This window comes from Pseudooceanicola sp. (assembly GCF_029213205.1).
In the GTDB taxonomy this organism is placed as follows: domain Bacteria; phylum Pseudomonadota; class Alphaproteobacteria; order Rhodobacterales; family Rhodobacteraceae; genus Pseudooceanicola.
This window is the reverse complement of the sequence record NZ_JARGNH010000036.1, coordinates 1-18,697: the sequence shown is the minus strand read 5'-3', so window position 1 is coordinate 18,697 and position 18,697 is coordinate 1. Positions and strand designations below refer to the sequence as shown.

Sequence of the window (18,697 nt, the reverse complement as noted above, 5' to 3'; positions counted from 1 at the left end):
CCTTGGCGAGAAAATTCTACTTATGCAGCCCCCTACTTTCGGGGGGGATTACCCATTCCGCTCCTCTCCCAGCCTGGAAAATCTAGCGGAAAACTCCAGCTTCAAACGATCCAATTTTCAGGGGGCAGAGCAGGGGCTACGAGGGGGCAGGCTACCCTTCTCTTTCCCCAGGTTCCTATTCATTACTTATACCTATTCCCCTACCCCCCAATACCCCGCCAAAGGGCGTCTCGGCGCTGGGGCAGGAACTGGGGCGGTTTCGGGACGGGTCGCCCGGGTGTCTCTCCGACAGCTCCATGAGCAAAGGACGGTCAGGGGCGGGCGGAAAATGTGGCTGGGATGGTAGGATTCGAACCTACGATACACTGTACCAAAAACAGTTGCCTTACCACTTGGCTACATCCCAACGTGCGCGGTTATTTACGCCGCCCGTCCTTGCTTCGCAAGCCCTGATGGCCGAAAAAAACAGAGGTCCTGTCCTGTACCCGGCGCCGGGCGGATCATTCGGTCCGGGCTTCGCGGGTCAGCAGGTCCTCATCGCCCTTGGAGCGCCGCTCTTCGTCGACGATTGCCTCCAGCTCATGCTCGGCATGGGCCTGAACATCCAGGGTTTCTTCGGGGTTGATCGGCAGTGCCTCTGGCGCGCTGACCGCCGCTGCCGCGGGCTTGGCAGGTTTCGCCAGATTGGCCCCGACCACCCGGTACGTGGGTTCCGGCATCGCGATCCCGGCCTCGGTCAGCGCCGCGATGCTGAGCCGGATCGCCTCGCCCCGCGCCGCCAGCAACGAGGTTTGGTTCTGGTTGATCCAGCCGATCAGGCGCAGGCTGACGGTGCTGTCACCGACTGCATCGATCCAGGCATTGGGGGCGGGGCTGTTCAGGGTGAAGGGCAGTGCCACCAGAGTGTCCTGGGCCACCTGCACGGCGCGGGCCAGATCGGCATCCGGGGCCAGCCCGAGGTCAAAGCAGAACCGCCGTTCGATATTGCGCGAATAATTTACGATCCGGCTTTTGAACACGGTCGAATTGGGGATCCGGATGTGGTTGCCGTCCCAGGACAACAGGATGGTGGCACGCGAGGTCAGGCGGATCACCTTGCCCTCGTCGCCATTGATCTCGACCGCGTCATTGGGGCGGAACGGCTGGCGCACTGACAGCATCACCGAGGCGATGAAATTCTCGACCGTGTCGCGGACCGCGAAACCGATGGCGAGGCCGATGATCCCCGCGGCGCCGAGGATGGTCGACAGCAGCGCCGTGGCATTCAGGATATCCAGCGCCACCACGATCCCGGCAATGCCAAAGGACAGGCGCAGCACCTGGCGATAGATGTCGGCGATAAAGGCATTCGGGGCCAGCCGTTCCCAGGGTTGTTTCATCCGGGCCAGCAGCACCCCGACCAGCACCACCAGGAGAAAGGCGACACAGGACACCGCCAGCAGCGGCAGATAGGCCACGAACTGGGTCATCCGCGCGACAAACCGGTCGATCGCAGGGTCGAGGCGGCGTACCACATCGGTGGTTTCGCTGACCTGGTTGCGGATCGCGACCACGCCTTCGACCCGGGCGACGATGACATTCAGCTGCGCCGCATCGGCGGCGGTCAGAACCTCGCCGCGCAGGGTCACGATGCCGGCGGCGACGGTGACGGTCACATCCTCATAGCCACCGATCTCGTGCAGGATGGCCCGGATCCGGTTGGCGATGGCGGCGTCGGTTCCGCGGTCGTCCTCGACCTCGATCTTGCCCGAGGGCTGGTTGGTTTCTTCGGTATTGGTCTGGGCGGTGAGGGGCAGGGGGGTGATCGGCAGGAGGAGCGACGCTAGAATCAGCGGCAGGACCAGGAAACGAAACATATTGAAATCGCCATGCGTTCGGAAAATACCCGAACAACCCTAGCCAGGTGAGGCGCCGTCGCAAGCGGCAAGTGGCGGTGCGGGCCGCTGCCTCAGTCGCGGATCTCGGTGGCGGCGACGCCCCAGAGCGCGGATTTTCTGGCCCAGCCGCGATGCGATCCGACCTGCAATTTGCACCAATCCGGCAGGCAATCGCCAAGCCGGGCGACCACCCCCTGTTGCAGTCGCGCGATCACCGCCGAGCGCGGGTCCGGGCGGATCTGCAGATCCAGGCTTTCGACCGAGACCAGCACCGTGCGGGCACCGCTGAGCATCGAATAATGCACCCAGCCGCCAAAGCCGTCCTTGTCGCGCACCCGGCGCCAATGGCCGTATTCGGCGACGATTTCCAGCGGCATGCCCTGCAGCTTGTACACCCAGTCGATGCGATGGGTCAGGCTGGGGCCGCGGCGGACATTGGTTTCACGCGATTTCATCGACACGAAGCGGGGCAGGGGCAGATTGGTCACCGGCCCGATATTGCGGGCATCGGTATCCACTACGCCAGCGTGAAGTTCTTCGCTCTGGGTATCGGATTGTGCCTCGGTCTGACCGGTGGCGATCGGCCCGTCGCCGTCCTGGATCGCCACAGCCTGCGTGGTCGCGCCGCCGGGTGATGCGGTCAAACATAATAGACACGCTGCCATTGCTGCAGCGCTGTGCCGGAATGTCATGCTGTTCTGTCCGCTTCTGCCGTTCTTTCGGTGCCGGTTCTTGTGCCGGTCGCCCCATTGATGCACTTTGCCAGCAATAGCGATATGTTGAAAGTTTGCGGAGGGGTTGAATGCCATCTGAACGTCTGAGTGTTGTCGTAACGCGACGCCTGCCAGAGCCGGTCGAGGCTCGGCTGAAGGAATTGTTCGACGTTCGCTTTGGTGCAGCCGATCGCCCAATGTCGCGCGATGAGCTGGCGCAGGCGATGCGCGAGACCGATGTTCTGGTGACCAATCTGCGCGACCGGATCGACAACGGGCTGATTTCGCAGGCCGGGGACCGGTTGCGGCTGATCGCCAATTATGGTGCCGGGGTCGATCACATCGACGTCGCCACCTGCCGCCAGCGCGGGATTCTGGTGTCCAACACCCCCGGCGTGGTCACCGATGACACCGCCGATATGGCGATGGCGCTGATTCTCGCCGTCACCCGGCGGATTCCCGAAGGCCTGGCGCAGATGCAGTCGGACGATTGGGACGGCTGGGCGCCGGACGCGCTGAACGGCGGGCGGATTTCCGGGCGCCGCCTGGGCATTCTGGGGATGGGCCGGATCGGCCGGGCGCTGGCCGCCCGCGCCAATGCCTTTGGCATGCAGGTGCATTACCACAACCGTCGGCAAGTGCGCCCCGAGATCGAGGGCGAGCTGAAGGCGCGCTATTGGGAGAGCCTCGATCAGATGGTGGCGCGGGTCGATGTGCTGTCGATCAACTGCCCGCACACGCCGTCGACTTTTCATTTGCTGAACGCCCGGCGGCTGAAGCTGATGAAGCCTGAGGCGGTGATCGTGAACACCTCGCGCGGCGAAGTGGTCGATCAGAACGCCCTGACCCGGATGCTGCGCGACAAGGAGATCGCCGGCGCCGGCCTTGATGTCTATGAATTCGGCCAGGTCACCGATGAACTGCGCAAGATGCCCAATGTGGTGCTGCTGCCGCATATGGGATCGGCGACCCGCGAAGGCCGGGTCGAGATGGGTGAAAAGGTCATCATCAATATCAAGACCTTTGCCGATGGGCACCGGCCACCCGATCTGGTGGTGCCGGGGGTCCTGTGAAACGGCTCGGCACGGCGACGCTGGCGCTTTGCGCCGCGGCGCTCTGCCTGGCGCTGGCCTTTGCGCCGCGCCTCAACCCGCTGGTCGGATCGGCTGAAGCGTTTCAACGCGATGTCGCGGTCTCCTCGGGCGCGATCTATGTCTCACTGCGCGCGATCAATGCCGCCCTGTCCTTTGCGCAGGAGGTCGAGGTTGGTGGCTCCCTCGGGGTCTCGGGCTCGGTGCAGCCGCTGAAATGGCTGGAACCGGTGGATGACACCGTCGAACGGGTGTCCGGGCTGATCTTTGGCGTCGCGGTGCTGACCGGGGTGCTGTCGATGTCGATGGCCCCGGCGGCGGCGCTGGGGTTCGGCCTGCTGGCGCTGGCGCTGGTCGGGCGCTGCACCTGCGAGGCGGCGCCGGGCGGCTGGCACGGCTCCCGACCCGGGCTGCGCCATGCCTTCGGCTCCTGCGGCGGGCTGGGCTTTGCGCTGGCCATCGCCTTGCCGCTGGCCTTTGTGCTGGGCCTTTGGGCGGGCGAGGCGTTGACCCATGACACCTGGCAGGCCGCCTTTGACACGCTGGAGCGGATCGGCGCGCAGGCCAATGCGCTGATCGGTATCGACGGCGCCGGGCGTGAGGACCAGAGCTGGCTGGACAGCGCCCGCGCCTATCGTGCCGCCGCCGGGGTGTTCTGGGACAGCGCCGATGACTTGCTCGACGCCTCGCTGCAACTGACCGGGATTTTCCTGCTCAGGATGATTGTGTTGCCAGCGCTGACGTTGCTGGCGGTGCTGCGCGTCGGCTGGCACCTGATCGGGCGGGGCCATTGATCCGCGATGCGACTGTTCCTGGCGATCGATCCGCCCGACCCGGTCCGCGAGGCGCTGGAAGGGCTGCAATCGCATCTGCGGGTCGGTCGGCTGAGCGATCCCGATACCCTGCACCTGACCCTGGCGTTTCTGGGCGAGCGATCTGAACCCGAGGCCGAGGCGCTGGACGAGGCGATGCAGGGGTTTGTCGCCGCCGCATTCGATCTGACCCTTGCCGGGCTGGGCAGCTTTGGTGGCGCGATGCCCGCGATCCTGTTTGCCGGGGTCGTCGATCCGGGGCCGGTCACCGCGCTGCACCGGGCGGTGCGGGCGCGCCTGCGCCAGGCCGGGATCATTCTGCCCCGCGAACGGTTTCGCCCGCATGTCACCCTGGCGCGGTTCGGCAGACGGGTGCCGCAGGGCGCAGAGGGGGTGATCGCTGAATTTCTGGCCAGCCATGCCGGGTTTCGCAGCCCGCCGTTCCGGGTCAGCGCGCTCACCCTGTTCGAGTCGCATCTCTCTGCGGACGGTGCGCGCCACGAGGTCTTGGCGCAATATCCACTTCGCGGCTGAGCGCCTAACGATTCGCCCCGGGCACCCAGAGCACATCGCCCGCGCCGCCGTTGTTGGCCGCGCGCGAGGCGACAAAGAACCAATCCGACAGCCGGTTGAGGTATTTCACCGCCACCGGGTTGCAGCTTTCATTCGCCATCAGCGCGACGGCCAGCCGCTCGGCCCGGCGGGTGACAGTGCGGCAGAGATGCAGATGGGCCGCCAGGGCGCTGCCACCGGGGAGAACGAAGGACCGCAGCGGCGCCAGATCGGCGTTCATCACATCGATCTCGGCCTCCAGCCGGTCCACCTGACCGGCCAGCACCCGCAGCGGCGGATATTCGGCGGCGGCGTCGTTTTCCATGCCGGGGCGGCAGAAATCGGCGCCAAGGTCGAACAGATCGTTCTGGATCGCCGCGAGCTGCGCATCCATCACGCCGCTGGCATGTAGCCGGGCCAGACCGACGGTGGCGTTGGTTTCGTCGACGCTGCCATAGGTTTCGACCCTGAGCGAGGGTTTCGGCACCCGGCTGCCATCGCCAAGCGCGGTTTCTCCGGCATCGCCGGTGCGGGTGTAGATCTTGTTCAGAACAACCATATCAGCTCTTGCCTCGCAGCCAGACGTATAACACGATCAGCACGACAGCGACGAATTGCGCCGCGATCCGCCATTGCATCACCTTGTTGGATTTCTTGCCATCGACGCCGCGCGCAAAGCCGCCGATCCCGAACATCAGGATCCCGGCGACCAGCAACACCGCAGCAATGACGACATAGAATAGGGGATCATTGGCCATCGGGCCCTCCGTTTTCCAAGCTGTTCCAGATGTAATCCAGCGCGCGGCGGAAACGAACAGGGTATTTCCGCACAGGGCGCCCTCGGTTTCACGCGCTCAACTGCGCGCCAGCAATAGATCGAGCAGCCGAACCGGCAGCACCCGCCGGGCCAGGCCCATGATATGGGTGGGCACGGTGACGTAATAGCGCGCCTTTGGGCGGCGCGTGTCCAGCGCCCGGATCACCTGAGCCGTGACCGAGGCAGGAGGCCGCTCAAACGGATCGGGGGTGACCCCGGCGGCGTTCAGCCGGGGCAGAAGATGATCGCGGTAGTGATCCGCATGTGGCGAGGCGGGCCAGTCGATCCAGCGTTCGAAATAGGCGCGGCCCTTGATTCGGAAATCGGTGGTGATCGGCCCCGGTTCGATCAATGAGACATGAATATTGCTGCCGCGCAGCTCAAGCCTGAGCGAGTCGGCCAGCCCTTCCAGCGCGAATTTTGTCGCCACATAGGCGCCACGCCAGCGCACCGCGCCGAGCCCCAGAACCGAAGAGCAGTGCAGGATTCGTCCATGCCCCTGCGCCCGCATCACCGGCAACACCCGCCGGGTCAGATCGTGCCAGCCGAAGAGGTTGGATTCAAAAATCTGGCGCAGCGCCTCGGTCGGCACATCCTCGACCGCGCCCAGCAACCCATGCGCGCCATTGTTGAACAGCGCATCCAGCCGCCCGCCACTGGCCGCCAGCACCTCGGCCAGGCCGTTGGCGATGCTGTCGGCATCCTCGTAGTCAATTCGCGGGCTGGCCAGACCTTCGGCCTGCAACCGGGCGCAATCCTCGGCCCGGCGGCAAGAGGCAAACACCCGCCAGCCGCGCGCCTGCAGGCGCCGGGCAGCGTCCAGCCCGATGCCGCTGGAACATCCGGTGATCAGAATAATACGCTTGCCCATGAAAAACCCCGCCACCTTTCGGGGCAGGGCTATCGCAACCGGGACAACCGGGCAATCGCGTCAGGGTTATTCCGCCGAGGCGAGCAGGAAATCCGCCATCCAGCCGATCCGACCGCTGCCTTCGACCTTGAGCTTGACCCAGCCGTTGCCGGGTTCCTGCAAAACGGTCACCCGTTCGCCGCGCGTCAGCCGTCCCAGCACGCTGTATTCGGTGCCCGGCCCGTTGCGCATATTGACCCTGTTGCCGGTGACCAGACGCACATCGCGCGCCGCCCGGTCCTGCAGCACCGCCGCCGCCGCACGGTCACGGGCATCGCTGTCACTGGTCGCCACTGGTGCCGGGTTCAGGTTGACGACCCGCAAATTACCCTCGCCGATATTGGGACGCTCAGCGACATGGGCCACGCTGGGCACCACCTGCTCTGTGGCTTTCGGTGCCGCCCGGCGTTTGGCGACGGTCAATTCCGCCAGCGACGGTGTGTTGGCGGCGCGGCTTGCCACCTCGGCGTCGTTCGGCGGCGTGGCTGCGGCGATCTGATCCGCCTTTGCCCGGACCGGCGGCGCGAAATCCACGCCATCGCTCATCTCAAAGAAAATCCAGCCCATGAAAATGAGCGATACAAATATAAAGCGCGTCATGCCCCCCCCCGGGAAAGTGCAGCAGCTGCTAACGTCGTGATTGAAATGCACAATCAGCATATGTCGATTCGCGCTGGATTGTGAGTGTGGAATACCCGCAGCCCCCTTTGTTTCCTTGCCGAAAACGATCCTGCGGTCTATCACATCATCTATGACAAAAACCACAGACGACCCCAATATCGGCCCCAATTCAGGCGTGCCAGAGATCGCTGAGCCGCTGCGCCGCGCAATCGGCGAACGTTACCTTACGTACGCTTTGTCGACGATTATGCACCGGGCGCTGCCAGACGCCCGCGACGGGCTGAAGCCGGTGCACCGGCGAATCCTCTATGCGATGCGCGAATTGCGGCTGGCCCCGACCGGGCGATTCCGCAAGTCGTCCAAGATCTCAGGCGATGTGATGGGCAATTACCACCCACATGGCGACCAGGCGATCTATGACGCGATGGCCCGGCTGGCGCAGGATTTCAACGTCCGCTACCCGTTGGTCGACGGCCAGGGCAACTTCGGCAATATCGATGGCGATAACCCCGCCGCCAGCCGCTATACCGAGGCGCGGTTGACCGCCATCGCCGAAACCCTGATGGAGGGGTTGACCGAAAACGCGGTCGATTTCCGCGACAATTACGATGGCACCCTGACCGAACCAGTGGTGCTGCCCGCGACCTATCCGAACCTGCTGGCCAATGGATCCAGCGGCATCGCGGTGGGCATGGCGACCAATATCCCGCCGCATAATATCTCGGAACTTTGCGACGCCTGTCTGCATCTGATCAAGACCCCGGAGGCGCGCGACGAAACCCTGTTGAACTACATCCCCGGCCCGGATTTCCCCACCGGCGGGGTGATCGTCGAACCCCGCGAAACCATTGCCGAGACCTATCGCACCGGCCGCGGCTCGATCCGGCTGCGCTCGAAATGGGAGATCGAGGATCTGGGCCGGGGGACCTGGCAGATCGTGGTCACCGAAATCCCATATCAGGTGCAGAAATCCAAGCTGATCGAACGGATCGCCGACCTGATCCAGACCAAGAAGATCCCGATCCTCGCCGATATCCGCGATGAAAGTGCCGATGACATCCGCATGGTGCTGGAACCCAGATCGCGCTCGGTCGAGCCTGAGATGCTGATGAACATGCTGTTCCGCAACTCGGATCTCGAGGTCCGGTTCTCGCTGAACATGAATGTGCTGATCGACGGCGTCACCCCCAAGGTCTGCTCGCTGAAAGAGGTGCTGCGCGCCTTTCTCGATTTCCGCCGCGAGGTGCTGCTGCGCCGGTCGACCCATCGGATGGAAAAGATCGATCACCGGCTCGAGGTGCTCGAAGGCTTTATCGTCGCCTTTCTCAATCTCGACCGGGTGATCGACATCATCCGCTATGACGACGACCCGAAACAGGCGCTGATGGTCGAGGATTGGTCAAAGGATCACCGCCGAGCGATGTCCGAGGCCGATTACCTGTCCCCGATCACCGTCGCTGCGGTGACCGAAGAGGACCTGGGCCTGACCGACGTCCAGGCCGAGGCGATCCTGAACATGCGCCTGCGCTCCCTGCGTCGGCTCGAAGAGCTGGAGCTGGTGCGCGAACGTGACGCGCTGATGGAAGAACGCGCCGGGCTTGAGGATCTGCTGGAAAACGATGGGCTGCAATGGGCGCGGATCGCTGACCAGTTGAAAGAGGTCCGGAAATCCTTTGGCCGTGACACTCTGGCCGGTGCAAGGCGCACCGCATTCGCCGAGGCAGGGGATGTCGAAGACGTGCCGCTCGAGGCGATGATCGAACGTGAACCCGTCACCGTGGTCTGTTCGAAAATGGGCTGGATCCGGGCGCTGAAAGGCCATGCCGCCCCCGATGTGGCGCTGAAATTCAAGGATGGCGACGAGGGCCGCTTTGCGATCCACGCTCAGACCACCGACAAGATCATGATTTTCGGCTCGAACGGACGTTTCTACACGCTGCCTGCGTCCAACCTTCCCGGCGGGCGCGGCATGGGCGAACCGCTCAGGTTGATGGTCGATCTGCCGAACGAGGCCGAGATCGTGACCCTGTTCGTGCATCAGCCCGGGCGGCGGCTGCTGGTCGCCTCGACCGCCGGTGACGGATTCGTGGTGCCCGAGGACGAGCTGTTGGCGCAGACTCGATCCGGCAAGCAGGTGCTGAACGTCAAGGACGGCACCGCCGCGCTCTGCGCCCGCCCGGTCAGCGGCGATCACGTCGCCTGCGTCGGCGAAAACCGCAAAGTGTTGATCTTTCCGCTGGACGAACTGCCGGAGATGACCCGGGGCAAGGGGGTGCGGTTGCAGAAATTCAAGGATGGCGGCCTCAGCGATCTGACCACCTTCACCCTGGCCAACGGCCTGTCCTGGCATGATCCGGCGGGGCGCACCCGGACCGAAACCGAACTCAGTGAATGGATCGGCAAACGCGCCGCCTCCGGTCGGATGGCGCCCCGGGGCTTCCCGCGCGACAACCGCTTTACCTGACGCTGGTCGCTTCCTCTGGTCAAAAATATCCGGCCTTATGTATCAAACGCACCAGCCGTCCTACGGGGTGGGGGCTGATGCTTAGATTGGCCTTAGTCGGCGTCGTTGTGATATGCGGTCTTCACCCAAGTATATTTAAACGCTCCGCTCCCATTTTTCGCCTTGGATTCGACAACCCTCAGTTCGAGACAAAAGCGGGTTCGCCTTGGCTTTCTGAAAACATCCTCGTAGAGGAGGACGCCGAAGAAGGCCAATTTCTTCGATGGTTGGGGGAGGACTATTTGCCGGATTTGATCAGCGGTTATAGCCGCGCCGTTGACGGATTCGCCAGTTGCCGTGTCGCCGGACGGCAATACATCGTTAGGCTCTGGCCCGTCTGCTATCGGCGCAACCAAATCCCCGTTGTGCGTCGGAAAGTCCATATCCACGACCGCGACCCCCGCCGCGTAACGATGCTTGAGCGCTGGGCTGTTCCCGCTGTTTTTCGTCACAAATTCAACCTGTGGAATTTCCCCCGCGCTAAACTTCTGGAGAACAGTCTTTCCTTCATTCGTATCAAGGGAAAGATAGGCCCTGACTTGCGCCTCACCGATTTCCCTGCTGTCGGAAATGGCGATGCGAGTGTGACGAAGAGAGACAAAGAGCAGCCACAATCCTACAACGGATACAGTGGACCCGACTACAGTAAGCCAAAAGAGCAATTGCGCCCAATATGCCATATCCTTTTGGGCCTGCAGGTCTTGGTCGCTATGTTCGCTCTCAACATATCGGTCTACTGCTTCCGAAATGCACTCAGCGACCCACGCACGAGGAGCGTCAGAGACGCTGCACTGGCTGGCTATTATTTCGGCGGCATGTGCAGTTTGGTTGCGTTCTATCTCGTGCTGCTCGTGCCAATAATTGCGAACGTCAATAGCGCCCCGTAGCGCTGTGTAAATGATGTTTAGCGCAAGTCCCAACGCCAGAAGTTGAAAGGTCAGAGCCGAAGCGTATCGCATCCAAGCGCGGATAGACATTGCAACAAGAACCCCGCAGTGAATTTCCCTCGACTCACTTTATTGCGCAAATTCCGCTCGTTGTCTTCAATTCCGATTGCCGCCAGCTTTTCGACAAGCTGCGCATAGGTGACCGCCTTGCGTGCCATCTCCCCCCGTAGCAATCCCTTTGCCATCTCTTCCCAATCAGTGCGCTCAACCATGTCACCCTCCAAAATGCTCATGTCATCATATAGCGTGCTAAAGCCCTTGACAAGATGATTGCACATCATCATATTAAGTGCAACAGCACCGGATATGATGACAATGGCCCAACACTTCCTCCTTTCAGCAGCATCCCGCACCCTTTCCCTGCGGTCGATCTACAAGGCTGGCGAAGAAGCGGCCTACCAGACCTTTTGCGAAATGCGCTGGCCGGAAACCGATGGCGCGGCGGTTTGCCCGCGTTGTGGCGATCATGAGACCTACACGATCAGCACCCGCCGCAAGTTCAAGTGCAAAGGCTGCTACCACCAGTTCAGCGTGACCAGCGGCACGATCTTTGCCAGCCGCAAGATGGACTTCGTGGACCTGCTGGCGGCGATCTGCATCATCGTGAACGCCTCCAAGGGCCTGTCCATGGTGCAGCTTTCCCGCGATCTGGATTGCCAATACAAGACGGCTTTCGTGCTGGCCCACAAGCTGCGCGAGGCGATGGCACAAGAGGTGCAGACCGGCGAAGTGCTGGACGGCCATATCGAGATTGATGGCGCGTATTTCGGCGGTCATATCCGCCCGGCCAATGCCAAGGCCAACCGCGTTGACCGCCGCCTGAAAGCCCACCAGACCGGCAAGCGCCGCGTTGTGGTGGCCCTGCGTGAGCGTGAAGGCCGCACCCTGCCGTTTGTGACCATGAGCGAAGCCGAGGGTGTCGCTCTGGCGAATGAGAACGTCAGCCGCACCGCCACCATGTCAGCGGATGAGGCCTCGCACTGGGACTTGCTGCACCGGGGTTGGAGCGTTGACCGGGTGAACCATTCCGAGATCTACAGCGACCACGGCAAGCACACCAACATGGTGGAAAGCTTCTTCTCCCGCCTGCGCAACATGGTGCAGGGCCAGCATCACCACGTCAGCCCGCAATACCTGCACCAGTATGCGAACCATGCCGCATGGCTGGAAGACAACCGCCGCACCGACAACGGCACGCTGGCGCGGATCGTGGTCAGCAACAGCATGGGCGCGCCGGTCAGCCGTCAGTGGAAGGGCTACTGGCAGCGGGCGGCTTAAATATCGTTGACAGCGGTGCGTCAATGACTTAGTAATGTTTTTGAGCAAGCAACAAGAAGGCGGACAAATGTTCGACCCGGATAGTTACCCAATTACAATCGCTGAAATGGGACCAGCCAAGAAGGAACTGGATGCGATTTTAAGCGAGTCAGAACATGACCAGCTTGTTGATTGGCTCGCCTTGAACCCTGATGTTGGGGATATAATTCAAGGAGCAAACGGAGTGCGGAAAGCCCGATGGGCATACGGAAGTAAGGGAAAGCGTGGCGGGCTTCGGGTTATTTACTATTTTCGAGACCTCAACATGCCCATCTATGTGCTGGCTGTGTACAGAAAAAACGAAAAGCTGAACATAACAGCTACAGAAAAGAGGATAATCAGCCAAATGGTTGATCAGATCGTTGAACAATGGGCGCTCAGGAGAGTTAGAAACCTGTCTAAGAGCGTCGGATGAAAAACCTTAAAAAAAACGGAGAGATGTCGGGAGATAAGCATGTCTGGTAGCAAGATTATCAACGGCCTGCATGACGCAATTGACCACGCCAAAGGCTATGGCGGGTCTGCGCGTGAGCATACGGTCGTTGTTCACAAAATTGACGTTCGCGCAGTTCGTGAGAGCCTTCGGCTTACGCAAGAAGAGTTTGCGTTGCGCTTTGGATTCAACCTTGGAACGCTTCGGGGTTGGGAGCAAGGTCGTCGCCAGCCGGATGGAACTGCGCGCGTTTTGCTCAAGGTGATTATGAATGCACCTGATGCAGTTGAAAAGGCTCTATCTGCTTGATCCGAAGGCGTCTTAGCTGCCAGAGACGCAACAATTTGTCTGACTGTAAGGGGCGGCTTAACGGTCGCCCCTTACTCTTTTAATCGCTGAAAGTTGACCACACCCGCCCTTCACGCCGCACCAGCCCTCTATCCTTAAGCCTGAGAAGTGCCTGATACGCACGGTTGGTCGCGGCGCGTTGCCTGAGGTCAGGTCTATAGGCCCTGATCAGCGCTCCAATTTCCGATGTGGTCATAGGACCAGTTCTAAGCGCGTCCAGCACGAAATTCTTGGCCTGCCCGCGCCTCATAGGGCGATCCTGAACCACGCCTGACCATTCCACGCCACGCATATCTAGCAGCACCTCGGCCAGCTTGCCCTCGGTTCCGCCCTGCTTTCTAAGCGCCAGCAGCGCGTTGTTGATCGTTCTGTCCTGCATGGCCTAAGGGTGATTCACACGGGCCGGGAAATCCACTATTCTGTTGGTGCGCTTGATACATAAGGCCGAAAATATCCCCGCCGGAGGCCATTTCCATTGCGGCCCCCTTGAGGGGGACCGCAGTGGAAAACCCGCGCGCGACGCCAAAGGCGGCGCCAACTTCTGCGGTCAGTCTTTTCAGACCGGCGCTGGAATTGCCCTGCTGGCGCAGGGCCATGCCTCCGGCGGGGATATTTTTGACCAGAGGAAGCGGAAATGCGCTGTCAGCTGCGCGGCGTGGCGTTGAGCCAGACGCCGCCCTGCGGACGCAGGGTGAGGATCATCACCGGCTCGGGCGCGCGTTCGGGCACACTTTGGAACCGGAACCGGGCCAGCAGCGTCGCCAGGATGATCACCGCTTCTTGCAACGCAAAGCTGGCGCCGATGCAGATCCGGGGGCCGTCGCCGAAAGGCAGATAGGCATAGCGATCGATCGCCTTGCGGTCGGCGAATCTGCCGGGGCGAAAGGCGTCCGGCGCCTCCCATAGCATCTGATGCCGGTGCAACGCATAGATCGGCAGCATCACGGTATCGCCGGGCCGGATTTCGCGGTCGCAAAGCCGATCGGCCCGCAGCGCGGTGCGTGACACAAAGGCGGCGGGCGGGTAGAGGCGCAGCGCTTCGTCGATGATCCGGCGGGTCAGCGGCAGGTGCTCGATATCGGCGGCGGTCGCGGCGCGGTCTCCCAATTGCGCGCGCGCCTCTTCGGCGGCGCGATCCTGCTCGTGCGGCGCCGAGGCGCAGAGATAGAGCGACCAGGCCAGGGCCAGGGCGGTGGTTTCATGCCCGGCGACGATGAACGTCAGCAGGTTGTCGCGCAATTCGGCGGTGTTCATCTGGCGCCGGGTTTCTGGATCGACCCCGGCCAGCAACAGATCGAGCAGATCAGGCACCGCACTGGGCCCGTGCGCGCGCCGATCCTCGATGGCGCTGTCGGCGGTGGCTTTCATCTGTTTCAGCGCCGGACCGGCAAACACCCGTCCGGGGCGCGGTATCCAGTCGGGCAGTCCCAGGATGTCAAACAGCGACACCCGGGCGGTCGCGTCGATATAGCCGTCGATGGCACGGTGCAACGCGGCGCGATCAAAGCCACCATCGCCGGAGAAGGTGACTGAAGAGATCACATCGAAGGTGGCGCGCACCATTTCGGCCGCCATGTCGACCGGCCCCGGGCCGGCCGCCGCGATGCGATCCGCGGTGCGCGCGGCGGCGGCGGTCATCACCGGTGCCAGATTGGCGATGTTGCGCGGCGAAAACACCGGCGCGGCGGCACGGCGCTGCCAGCGCCAATGGGCGCCTTCGGCGATGAACAGGCTGTCACCGATTGCCGGACGCAGCAGGCTCTTGGTGACCTGTGATTTCGGGTAATCCTCCAGATGTTCCAGCAGGACATGACGGATCGCGCCCGGGTCCATCACCATGTGCCAGCGGATCCCGGTCTGGCCCGAGACCATCGGCTGCCGGGTGGCGATTTCCGGGATGATCGACAGAACATTGCGCCGCGCCGCGCGCAGGCTGCCGAGTATGCTCTTGGGTTGGGTCACCAGCGGCACCCGGACCGGCAGCTCGGCAGCCGAGTCGGGTGGCGGGCTTGGCAAAGCGGTCATGGTCGCCCCCTCGCAACACATCTTGTGACAGATATAGCCGGGATCCGGCCGCGCCGCCATGTGCTGCGGCGTTGCGCCGACCTGGCACCTGGGGTATCGGGGGACACAGACCTATCTGGGGGGCCGGACCTTGCGATTCATTCTTCTTATAAGCTTTGCTTTGCTGGCCGCTTGCGCCAATTCCAACGATCTGGACGAACCGACGGCGGATCTGGGAAATTTCCTCCTGGGTCACAATGTCGTGGTCGCCACCAAGGCGGAAAAGGGGCCGCTGTCGCGCGATGCCTCGGCAGAAGAGCTGCAGGCGGCGCTGAAGTCCGCCATCGACGAACGTTTCAGCCGCTATGACGGCGATCATTACTATCACCTCGGCGTCAGCGTCGAAGGCTACAACATTGCCCTGCCGGGGGTGCCGATCGTCGCTTCGCCGAAATCGGTGCTGCTGTTGAACCTGACGGTCTGGGATGATGCGCAGAACAAGAAATTGCTGGAAAAACCGGCGCAGCTGACGGTTTTCGAAAGCCTGAACGCCGATACCATCATCGGGTCCGGGCTGACCAAGACCAAGGCCGAACAGCTTGAGATTCTGTCACGCAATGCCGCCAAGCAGATCGAAAGCTATCTGCTGACCCGGCGGGACTGGTTCGGCGAGGCCCCCGCGCCGACGTCGATAACGCCACCTGCGTCCGCGGCCGTCAAACCGGCCCCGGTCTCGACCGCCAGAACCAGCGGTGCCTCGGCGGTCTTTGCGCCCCAGCCCGAGCCGGCGATCCTGCCGCCCTCCTGAGCCCGCCGCGACCCCACTGACGCTTGATTTTCTCGTGTGAAGCCAATAAACGGCGCGCGGAGATACGAAACGGGCCCGGCCTGAACCGCAGGCGACGCCCCCCAACGACGAGGCGCCCTAGCCAATGGCAAAGGAAAAGTTTGCGCGGAACAAGCCGCATTGCAACATCGGCACGATTGGTCACGTTGACCACGGCAAGACGACGCTGACGGCGGCGATCACCAAGTTTTTCGGTGATTTCAAGGCCTATGACATGATCGACGCGGCGCCGGAAGAGAAAGCGCGTGGGATCACGATCTCGACCGCGCATGTCGAATACGAGACCGAGAGCCGCCACTACGCCCATGTCGACTGCCCCGGCCACGCTGACTATGTGAAGAACATGATCACCGGTGCGGCGCAGATGGACGGCGCGATCCTGGTGGTGAACGCGGCTGACGGCCCGATGCCGCAGACCCGCGAGCACATCCTGCTGGGCCGCCAGGTCGGCATCCCGGCGATGGTGGTGTTCATGAACAAGGTCGACCAGGTCGACGACGAAGAGCTGCTTGAGCTGGTCGAGATGGAAATCCGCGAACTGCTGAGCGCCTATGACTATCCGGGCGACGACATTCCGATCATCGCCGGTTCGGCGCTGGCCGCGCTTGAGGGCCGGGATCCGGAAATCGGCGAGAACAAGATCCGCGAATTGATGGCGGCTGTGGACGAGTATATTCCGCAACCGGCGCGGGCTGTGGATCAGCCGTTCCTGATGCCGATCGAAGACGTGTTCTCGATCTCGGGCCGTGGCACGGTTGTCACCGGCCGGGTCGAGCGTGGCGTCGTGAATGTCGGCGACGAGCTGGAAATCATCGGCATCAAGGCGACGCAAAAGACGACCTGCACCGGTGTGGAAATGTTCCGCAAGCTCTTGGATCGCGGCGAGGCGGGCGACAATATCGGCGCGCTGCTGCGTGGCATCGAACGCGAAGCGGTGGAGCGTGGCCAGGTGCTGTGCAAGCCCGGTTCGGTGAAACCGCACACCAAGTTCGAAGCCGAAGCCTATATCCTGACCAAGGATGAGGGCGGCCGTCACACGCCGTTCTTCGCCAATTATCGTCCGCAGTTCTATTTCCGCACCACGGATGTGACCGGCACCGTCAACCTGCCCGAGGGCACGGAAATGGTGATGCCCGGCGACAACCTGAAGTTCGAAGTCGAGCTGATCGCGCCGATCGCCATGGAAGAAAAACTGCGCTTCGCCATCCGCGAAGGCGGCCGCACCGTCGGCTCTGGCGTGGTCTCCAAAATCCTCGAATGAGGTCAGACGGTGCGTGCTTCGCACGCACCTGACCGCAGGATGGGCGCTTGCGCGGATCACGCGGACCAGAACAAGGCGCCACGGTCGCAAACCGTGGCGCTTTCTTGTCTCCGAAATACACCAGCCCGCGCGCCACAATGCTGCGCGCCATGTCGCCCACGGTTTCGGCCACCGGTCTTGGCGCCTGGCCAATGGCCGCGACGTGGATCCGGGCCAGATCGCGCGCATTCACTATATGCAGCCGGGCCACATTATATGCAGCCGGGCCACATTCGCCCCGGCCCGGATTCTGGTCGCCTGCGCCGACGGCCTGCACGCACGCGCCCGCGATGCCGCAGAATTCGGCGGCAATATCGAGCTGCTGACCGCGCGGTTGAGTCCGAATCCGGCATGACCCGACGGCTGGTGCAACAGATGACCGTCGACTTAGCCCTGTCTACACCGTTGGACCTCGCCCGCGAAGCGGATAACCTGGGCCAGTTCAGCAGCCCTCAGCCCGGAGGCAGGCCATGTCCGACGCCGATACGACGACCGAGACCACGACACCCTTTCAGATGGGATATGCGCTGAACGGGCCGCTGGCGGGCCAGAGCCTGGACGCGGCAGATGCCGCCAATGTGCTGCGCGACGAAGCCCTCGGCTGGGCGCATCTGTCTGCCGATCATCCCGACACGCCGGACTGGATCGCCCGCAACCTCGCCTATCTCGACTCCACGGTGATCGAGGCGCTGACCTCAGAGGTCACGAGACCCCGGGCGACAGCAATCGGCGAAGGCATGCTGGTGGTGCTGCGCGGGCTGAACCTGAACGAGGGTATGGATCCAGAAGACATGGTCTCGGTCCGGATGTGGATCGACGCGCAGCGCATCGTCACCCTGTCGCGGCAGCGGGTCCGGGCGCTGGAGGATCTGGCCACCACCATCGCGGCGGGGCAGGGGCCAGACACCGCCGGTGCCTTTCTTAGCGGCCTGGCAGAGCGGCTGAATGTCCGGCTGGAACCGTTCGTGCGTGATCTCGATCAGACCGTCGACGGGCTTGAGGCACAGGTGATCGGGGCGCCGGATCAGACCCTGCGGCGCACAATTGTCACCCTGCGCCTGACGGTGATCGAGCTGCGCCGCCACGCGGTGCCGCAGCGGATCGCCCTGCAGGAACTCTACAGTGGCGAGCATGCGATCCTGGCGCCGCGCGACCTCCGGAATTTGCAGGAAACCCATGACCGGCTGACCCGGGTGCTGGAAAACCTCGACGAGCTGCGCGACAACCTGACGGTGCTGCGCGACGAACTGGCCGGGCAATTGTCGGATCGGCTGAACAACAACATGTTCATGCTGTCGATCCTGTCGGCGATCTTTCTGCCGCTCGGGTTCCTGACCGGATTGTTCGGGATCAACCTGGCCGGAATGCCGGGCGCCGGGCACCCTTGGGCCTTCTGGCTGTTCTGTGGCGGGCTGGTGCTGGTGGCGGGGCTGCAATTCTGGATTCTGCGCCGGTTGAAATGGCTTTGACGCCACGCCGACCGACAGCTCGGGTATTCACCCTTGCCAAAGCGCGGTGCCACAGCTAATCAACCGCACGACTTAGGGGTATAGCTCAGTTGGTAGAGCATCGGTCTCCAAAACCGAGGGTCGTGGGTTCGAGTCC

The 18,697-nt window shown here is 62.7% G+C and carries 21 protein-coding genes and 1 tRNA gene; 11 read left to right on the top strand and 11 right to left on the bottom strand.

The features are described from left to right. Positions 1-331: 331 nt before the first annotated feature. From P1U48_RS16835 to P1U48_RS16825, 3 genes are all read right to left on the bottom strand, one after another. A tRNA-Gln gene (locus P1U48_RS16835) sits at positions 332-406 on the bottom strand. A 94-nt stretch (positions 407-500) separates the two neighbouring features. After that, positions 501-1,856: a mechanosensitive ion channel family protein gene (locus tag P1U48_RS16830; protein WP_301070314.1), complete on the bottom strand. Its 1,356-nt coding sequence runs from the start codon at positions 1,854-1,856 to the stop codon at positions 501-503. A 92-nt stretch (positions 1,857-1,948) separates the two neighbouring features. Then, positions 1,949-2,395: an SH3 domain-containing protein gene (locus P1U48_RS16825; protein WP_301070316.1), complete on the bottom strand. Its 447-nt coding sequence runs from the start codon at positions 2,393-2,395 to the stop codon at positions 1,949-1,951. Between the two features lie 284 nt (positions 2,396-2,679). Between P1U48_RS16825 and P1U48_RS16820 the strand changes: the two genes are divergently transcribed. Genes P1U48_RS16820 through thpR form a run of 3 tightly spaced genes read left to right on the top strand, consistent with a single transcriptional unit; the run spans position 2,680 to position 5,027 of the window. After that, a complete protein-coding gene (locus P1U48_RS16820) occupies positions 2,680-3,663 on the top strand; it encodes a D-glycerate dehydrogenase (RefSeq protein ID WP_301070313.1) in 984 nt (327 codons plus the stop codon). After that, positions 3,660-4,475, top strand: coding sequence for a hypothetical protein (locus P1U48_RS16815; RefSeq protein WP_301070312.1), 816 nt, complete (start codon positions 3,660-3,662; stop codon positions 4,473-4,475). Before P1U48_RS16820 ends, P1U48_RS16815 begins: the two co-directional genes overlap by 4 nt. 6 nt (positions 4,476-4,481) lie before the next feature. Next, positions 4,482-5,027: an RNA 2',3'-cyclic phosphodiesterase gene (gene thpR / locus P1U48_RS16810; protein ID WP_301070311.1), complete on the top strand. Its 546-nt coding sequence runs from the start codon at positions 4,482-4,484 to the stop codon at positions 5,025-5,027. 4 nt (positions 5,028-5,031) lie between these two features. On the opposite strand, the gene P1U48_RS16805 is transcribed toward thpR, so the two are convergent. From P1U48_RS16805 to P1U48_RS16790, 4 genes are all read right to left on the bottom strand, one after another. After that, a complete protein-coding gene (locus P1U48_RS16805) occupies positions 5,032-5,604 on the bottom strand; it encodes a cob(I)yrinic acid a,c-diamide adenosyltransferase (RefSeq protein ID WP_301070310.1) in 573 nt (190 codons plus the stop codon). A gap of 1 nt (position 5,605) precedes the next feature. Next, entirely contained in the window at positions 5,606-5,803 is a 198-nt protein-coding gene (locus P1U48_RS16800; RefSeq protein ID WP_301070309.1) for a twin transmembrane helix small protein, read from the bottom strand. A gap of 96 nt (positions 5,804-5,899) precedes the next feature. Further along, the gene (locus P1U48_RS16795; protein ID WP_301070308.1) at positions 5,900-6,733 is read right to left on the bottom strand and encodes an SDR family NAD(P)-dependent oxidoreductase; all 834 of its coding nucleotides are present in this window, start codon (positions 6,731-6,733) and stop codon (positions 5,900-5,902) included. A 66-nt stretch (positions 6,734-6,799) separates the two neighbouring features. Then, positions 6,800-7,372, bottom strand: a complete 573-nt coding sequence (locus P1U48_RS16790) for an SH3 domain-containing protein (RefSeq protein WP_301070307.1) — start codon at positions 7,370-7,372, stop codon at positions 6,800-6,802. Between the two features lie 151 nt (positions 7,373-7,523). Here P1U48_RS16790 and P1U48_RS16785 point away from each other — a divergent pair, with 151 nt between their 5' ends. Beyond that, a complete protein-coding gene (locus tag P1U48_RS16785; RefSeq protein WP_301070306.1) occupies positions 7,524-9,857 on the top strand; it encodes a DNA topoisomerase IV subunit A in 2,334 nt (777 codons plus the stop codon). A 92-nt stretch (positions 9,858-9,949) separates the two neighbouring features. Here the strand turns inward: P1U48_RS16785 and P1U48_RS16780 are convergent, their stop codons facing one another. Next, complete coding sequence (locus P1U48_RS16780) at positions 9,950-10,873, bottom strand: hypothetical protein (protein ID WP_301070305.1); 924 nt, start codon at positions 10,871-10,873, stop codon at positions 9,950-9,952. Continuing rightward, the gene (locus tag P1U48_RS16775) at positions 10,834-11,076 is read right to left on the bottom strand and encodes a DUF6471 domain-containing protein (protein ID WP_301070304.1); all 243 of its coding nucleotides are present in this window, start codon (positions 11,074-11,076) and stop codon (positions 10,834-10,836) included. Before P1U48_RS16775 ends, P1U48_RS16780 begins: the two co-directional genes overlap by 40 nt. Before the next feature lie 82 nt (positions 11,077-11,158). Here P1U48_RS16775 and P1U48_RS16770 point away from each other — a divergent pair, with 82 nt between their 5' ends. From P1U48_RS16770 to P1U48_RS16760, 3 genes are all read left to right on the top strand, one after another. Beyond that, positions 11,159-12,121, top strand: a complete 963-nt coding sequence (locus P1U48_RS16770; RefSeq protein ID WP_301070315.1) for an IS1595 family transposase — start codon at positions 11,159-11,161, stop codon at positions 12,119-12,121. 67 nt (positions 12,122-12,188) lie between these two features. After that, positions 12,189-12,575 (top strand): type II toxin-antitoxin system RelE/ParE family toxin, encoded by a 387-nt coding sequence (locus P1U48_RS16765; protein ID WP_301070303.1) that lies wholly within the window; start codon positions 12,189-12,191, stop codon positions 12,573-12,575. Positions 12,576-12,614: 39 nt separating this feature from the next. Next, positions 12,615-12,902 carry a helix-turn-helix domain-containing protein gene (locus P1U48_RS16760; protein WP_301070302.1) on the top strand — a complete coding sequence of 96 codons (288 nt, stop codon included), beginning with the start codon at positions 12,615-12,617 and terminating at the stop codon, positions 12,900-12,902. 79 nt (positions 12,903-12,981) lie between these two features. On the opposite strand, the gene P1U48_RS16755 is transcribed toward P1U48_RS16760, so the two are convergent. Both P1U48_RS16755 and P1U48_RS16750 read right to left on the bottom strand, forming a co-directional pair. Continuing rightward, positions 12,982-13,320, bottom strand: coding sequence for a hypothetical protein (locus P1U48_RS16755; RefSeq protein WP_301070301.1), 339 nt, complete (start codon positions 13,318-13,320; stop codon positions 12,982-12,984). A 263-nt stretch (positions 13,321-13,583) separates the two neighbouring features. Then, positions 13,584-14,966: a cytochrome P450 gene (locus P1U48_RS16750; RefSeq protein WP_301070300.1), complete on the bottom strand. Its 1,383-nt coding sequence runs from the start codon at positions 14,964-14,966 to the stop codon at positions 13,584-13,586. A gap of 130 nt (positions 14,967-15,096) precedes the next feature. Here P1U48_RS16750 and P1U48_RS16745 point away from each other — a divergent pair, with 130 nt between their 5' ends. From P1U48_RS16745 to P1U48_RS16730, 4 genes are all read left to right on the top strand, one after another. Continuing rightward, the gene (locus tag P1U48_RS16745) at positions 15,097-15,753 is read left to right on the top strand and encodes a hypothetical protein (protein ID WP_301070299.1); all 657 of its coding nucleotides are present in this window, start codon (positions 15,097-15,099) and stop codon (positions 15,751-15,753) included. A 124-nt stretch (positions 15,754-15,877) separates the two neighbouring features. Continuing rightward, positions 15,878-17,053 carry an elongation factor Tu gene (tuf, locus tag P1U48_RS16740; RefSeq protein ID WP_301070298.1) on the top strand — a complete coding sequence of 392 codons (1,176 nt, stop codon included), beginning with the start codon at positions 15,878-15,880 and terminating at the stop codon, positions 17,051-17,053. Between the two features lie 202 nt (positions 17,054-17,255). Further along, positions 17,256-17,447, top strand: coding sequence for a hypothetical protein (locus P1U48_RS16735; protein WP_301070297.1), 192 nt, complete (start codon positions 17,256-17,258; stop codon positions 17,445-17,447). A 115-nt stretch (positions 17,448-17,562) separates the two neighbouring features. After that, entirely contained in the window at positions 17,563-18,561 is a 999-nt protein-coding gene (locus P1U48_RS16730; protein ID WP_301070296.1) for a zinc transporter ZntB, read from the top strand. Positions 18,562-18,697 lie beyond the last annotated feature (136 nt).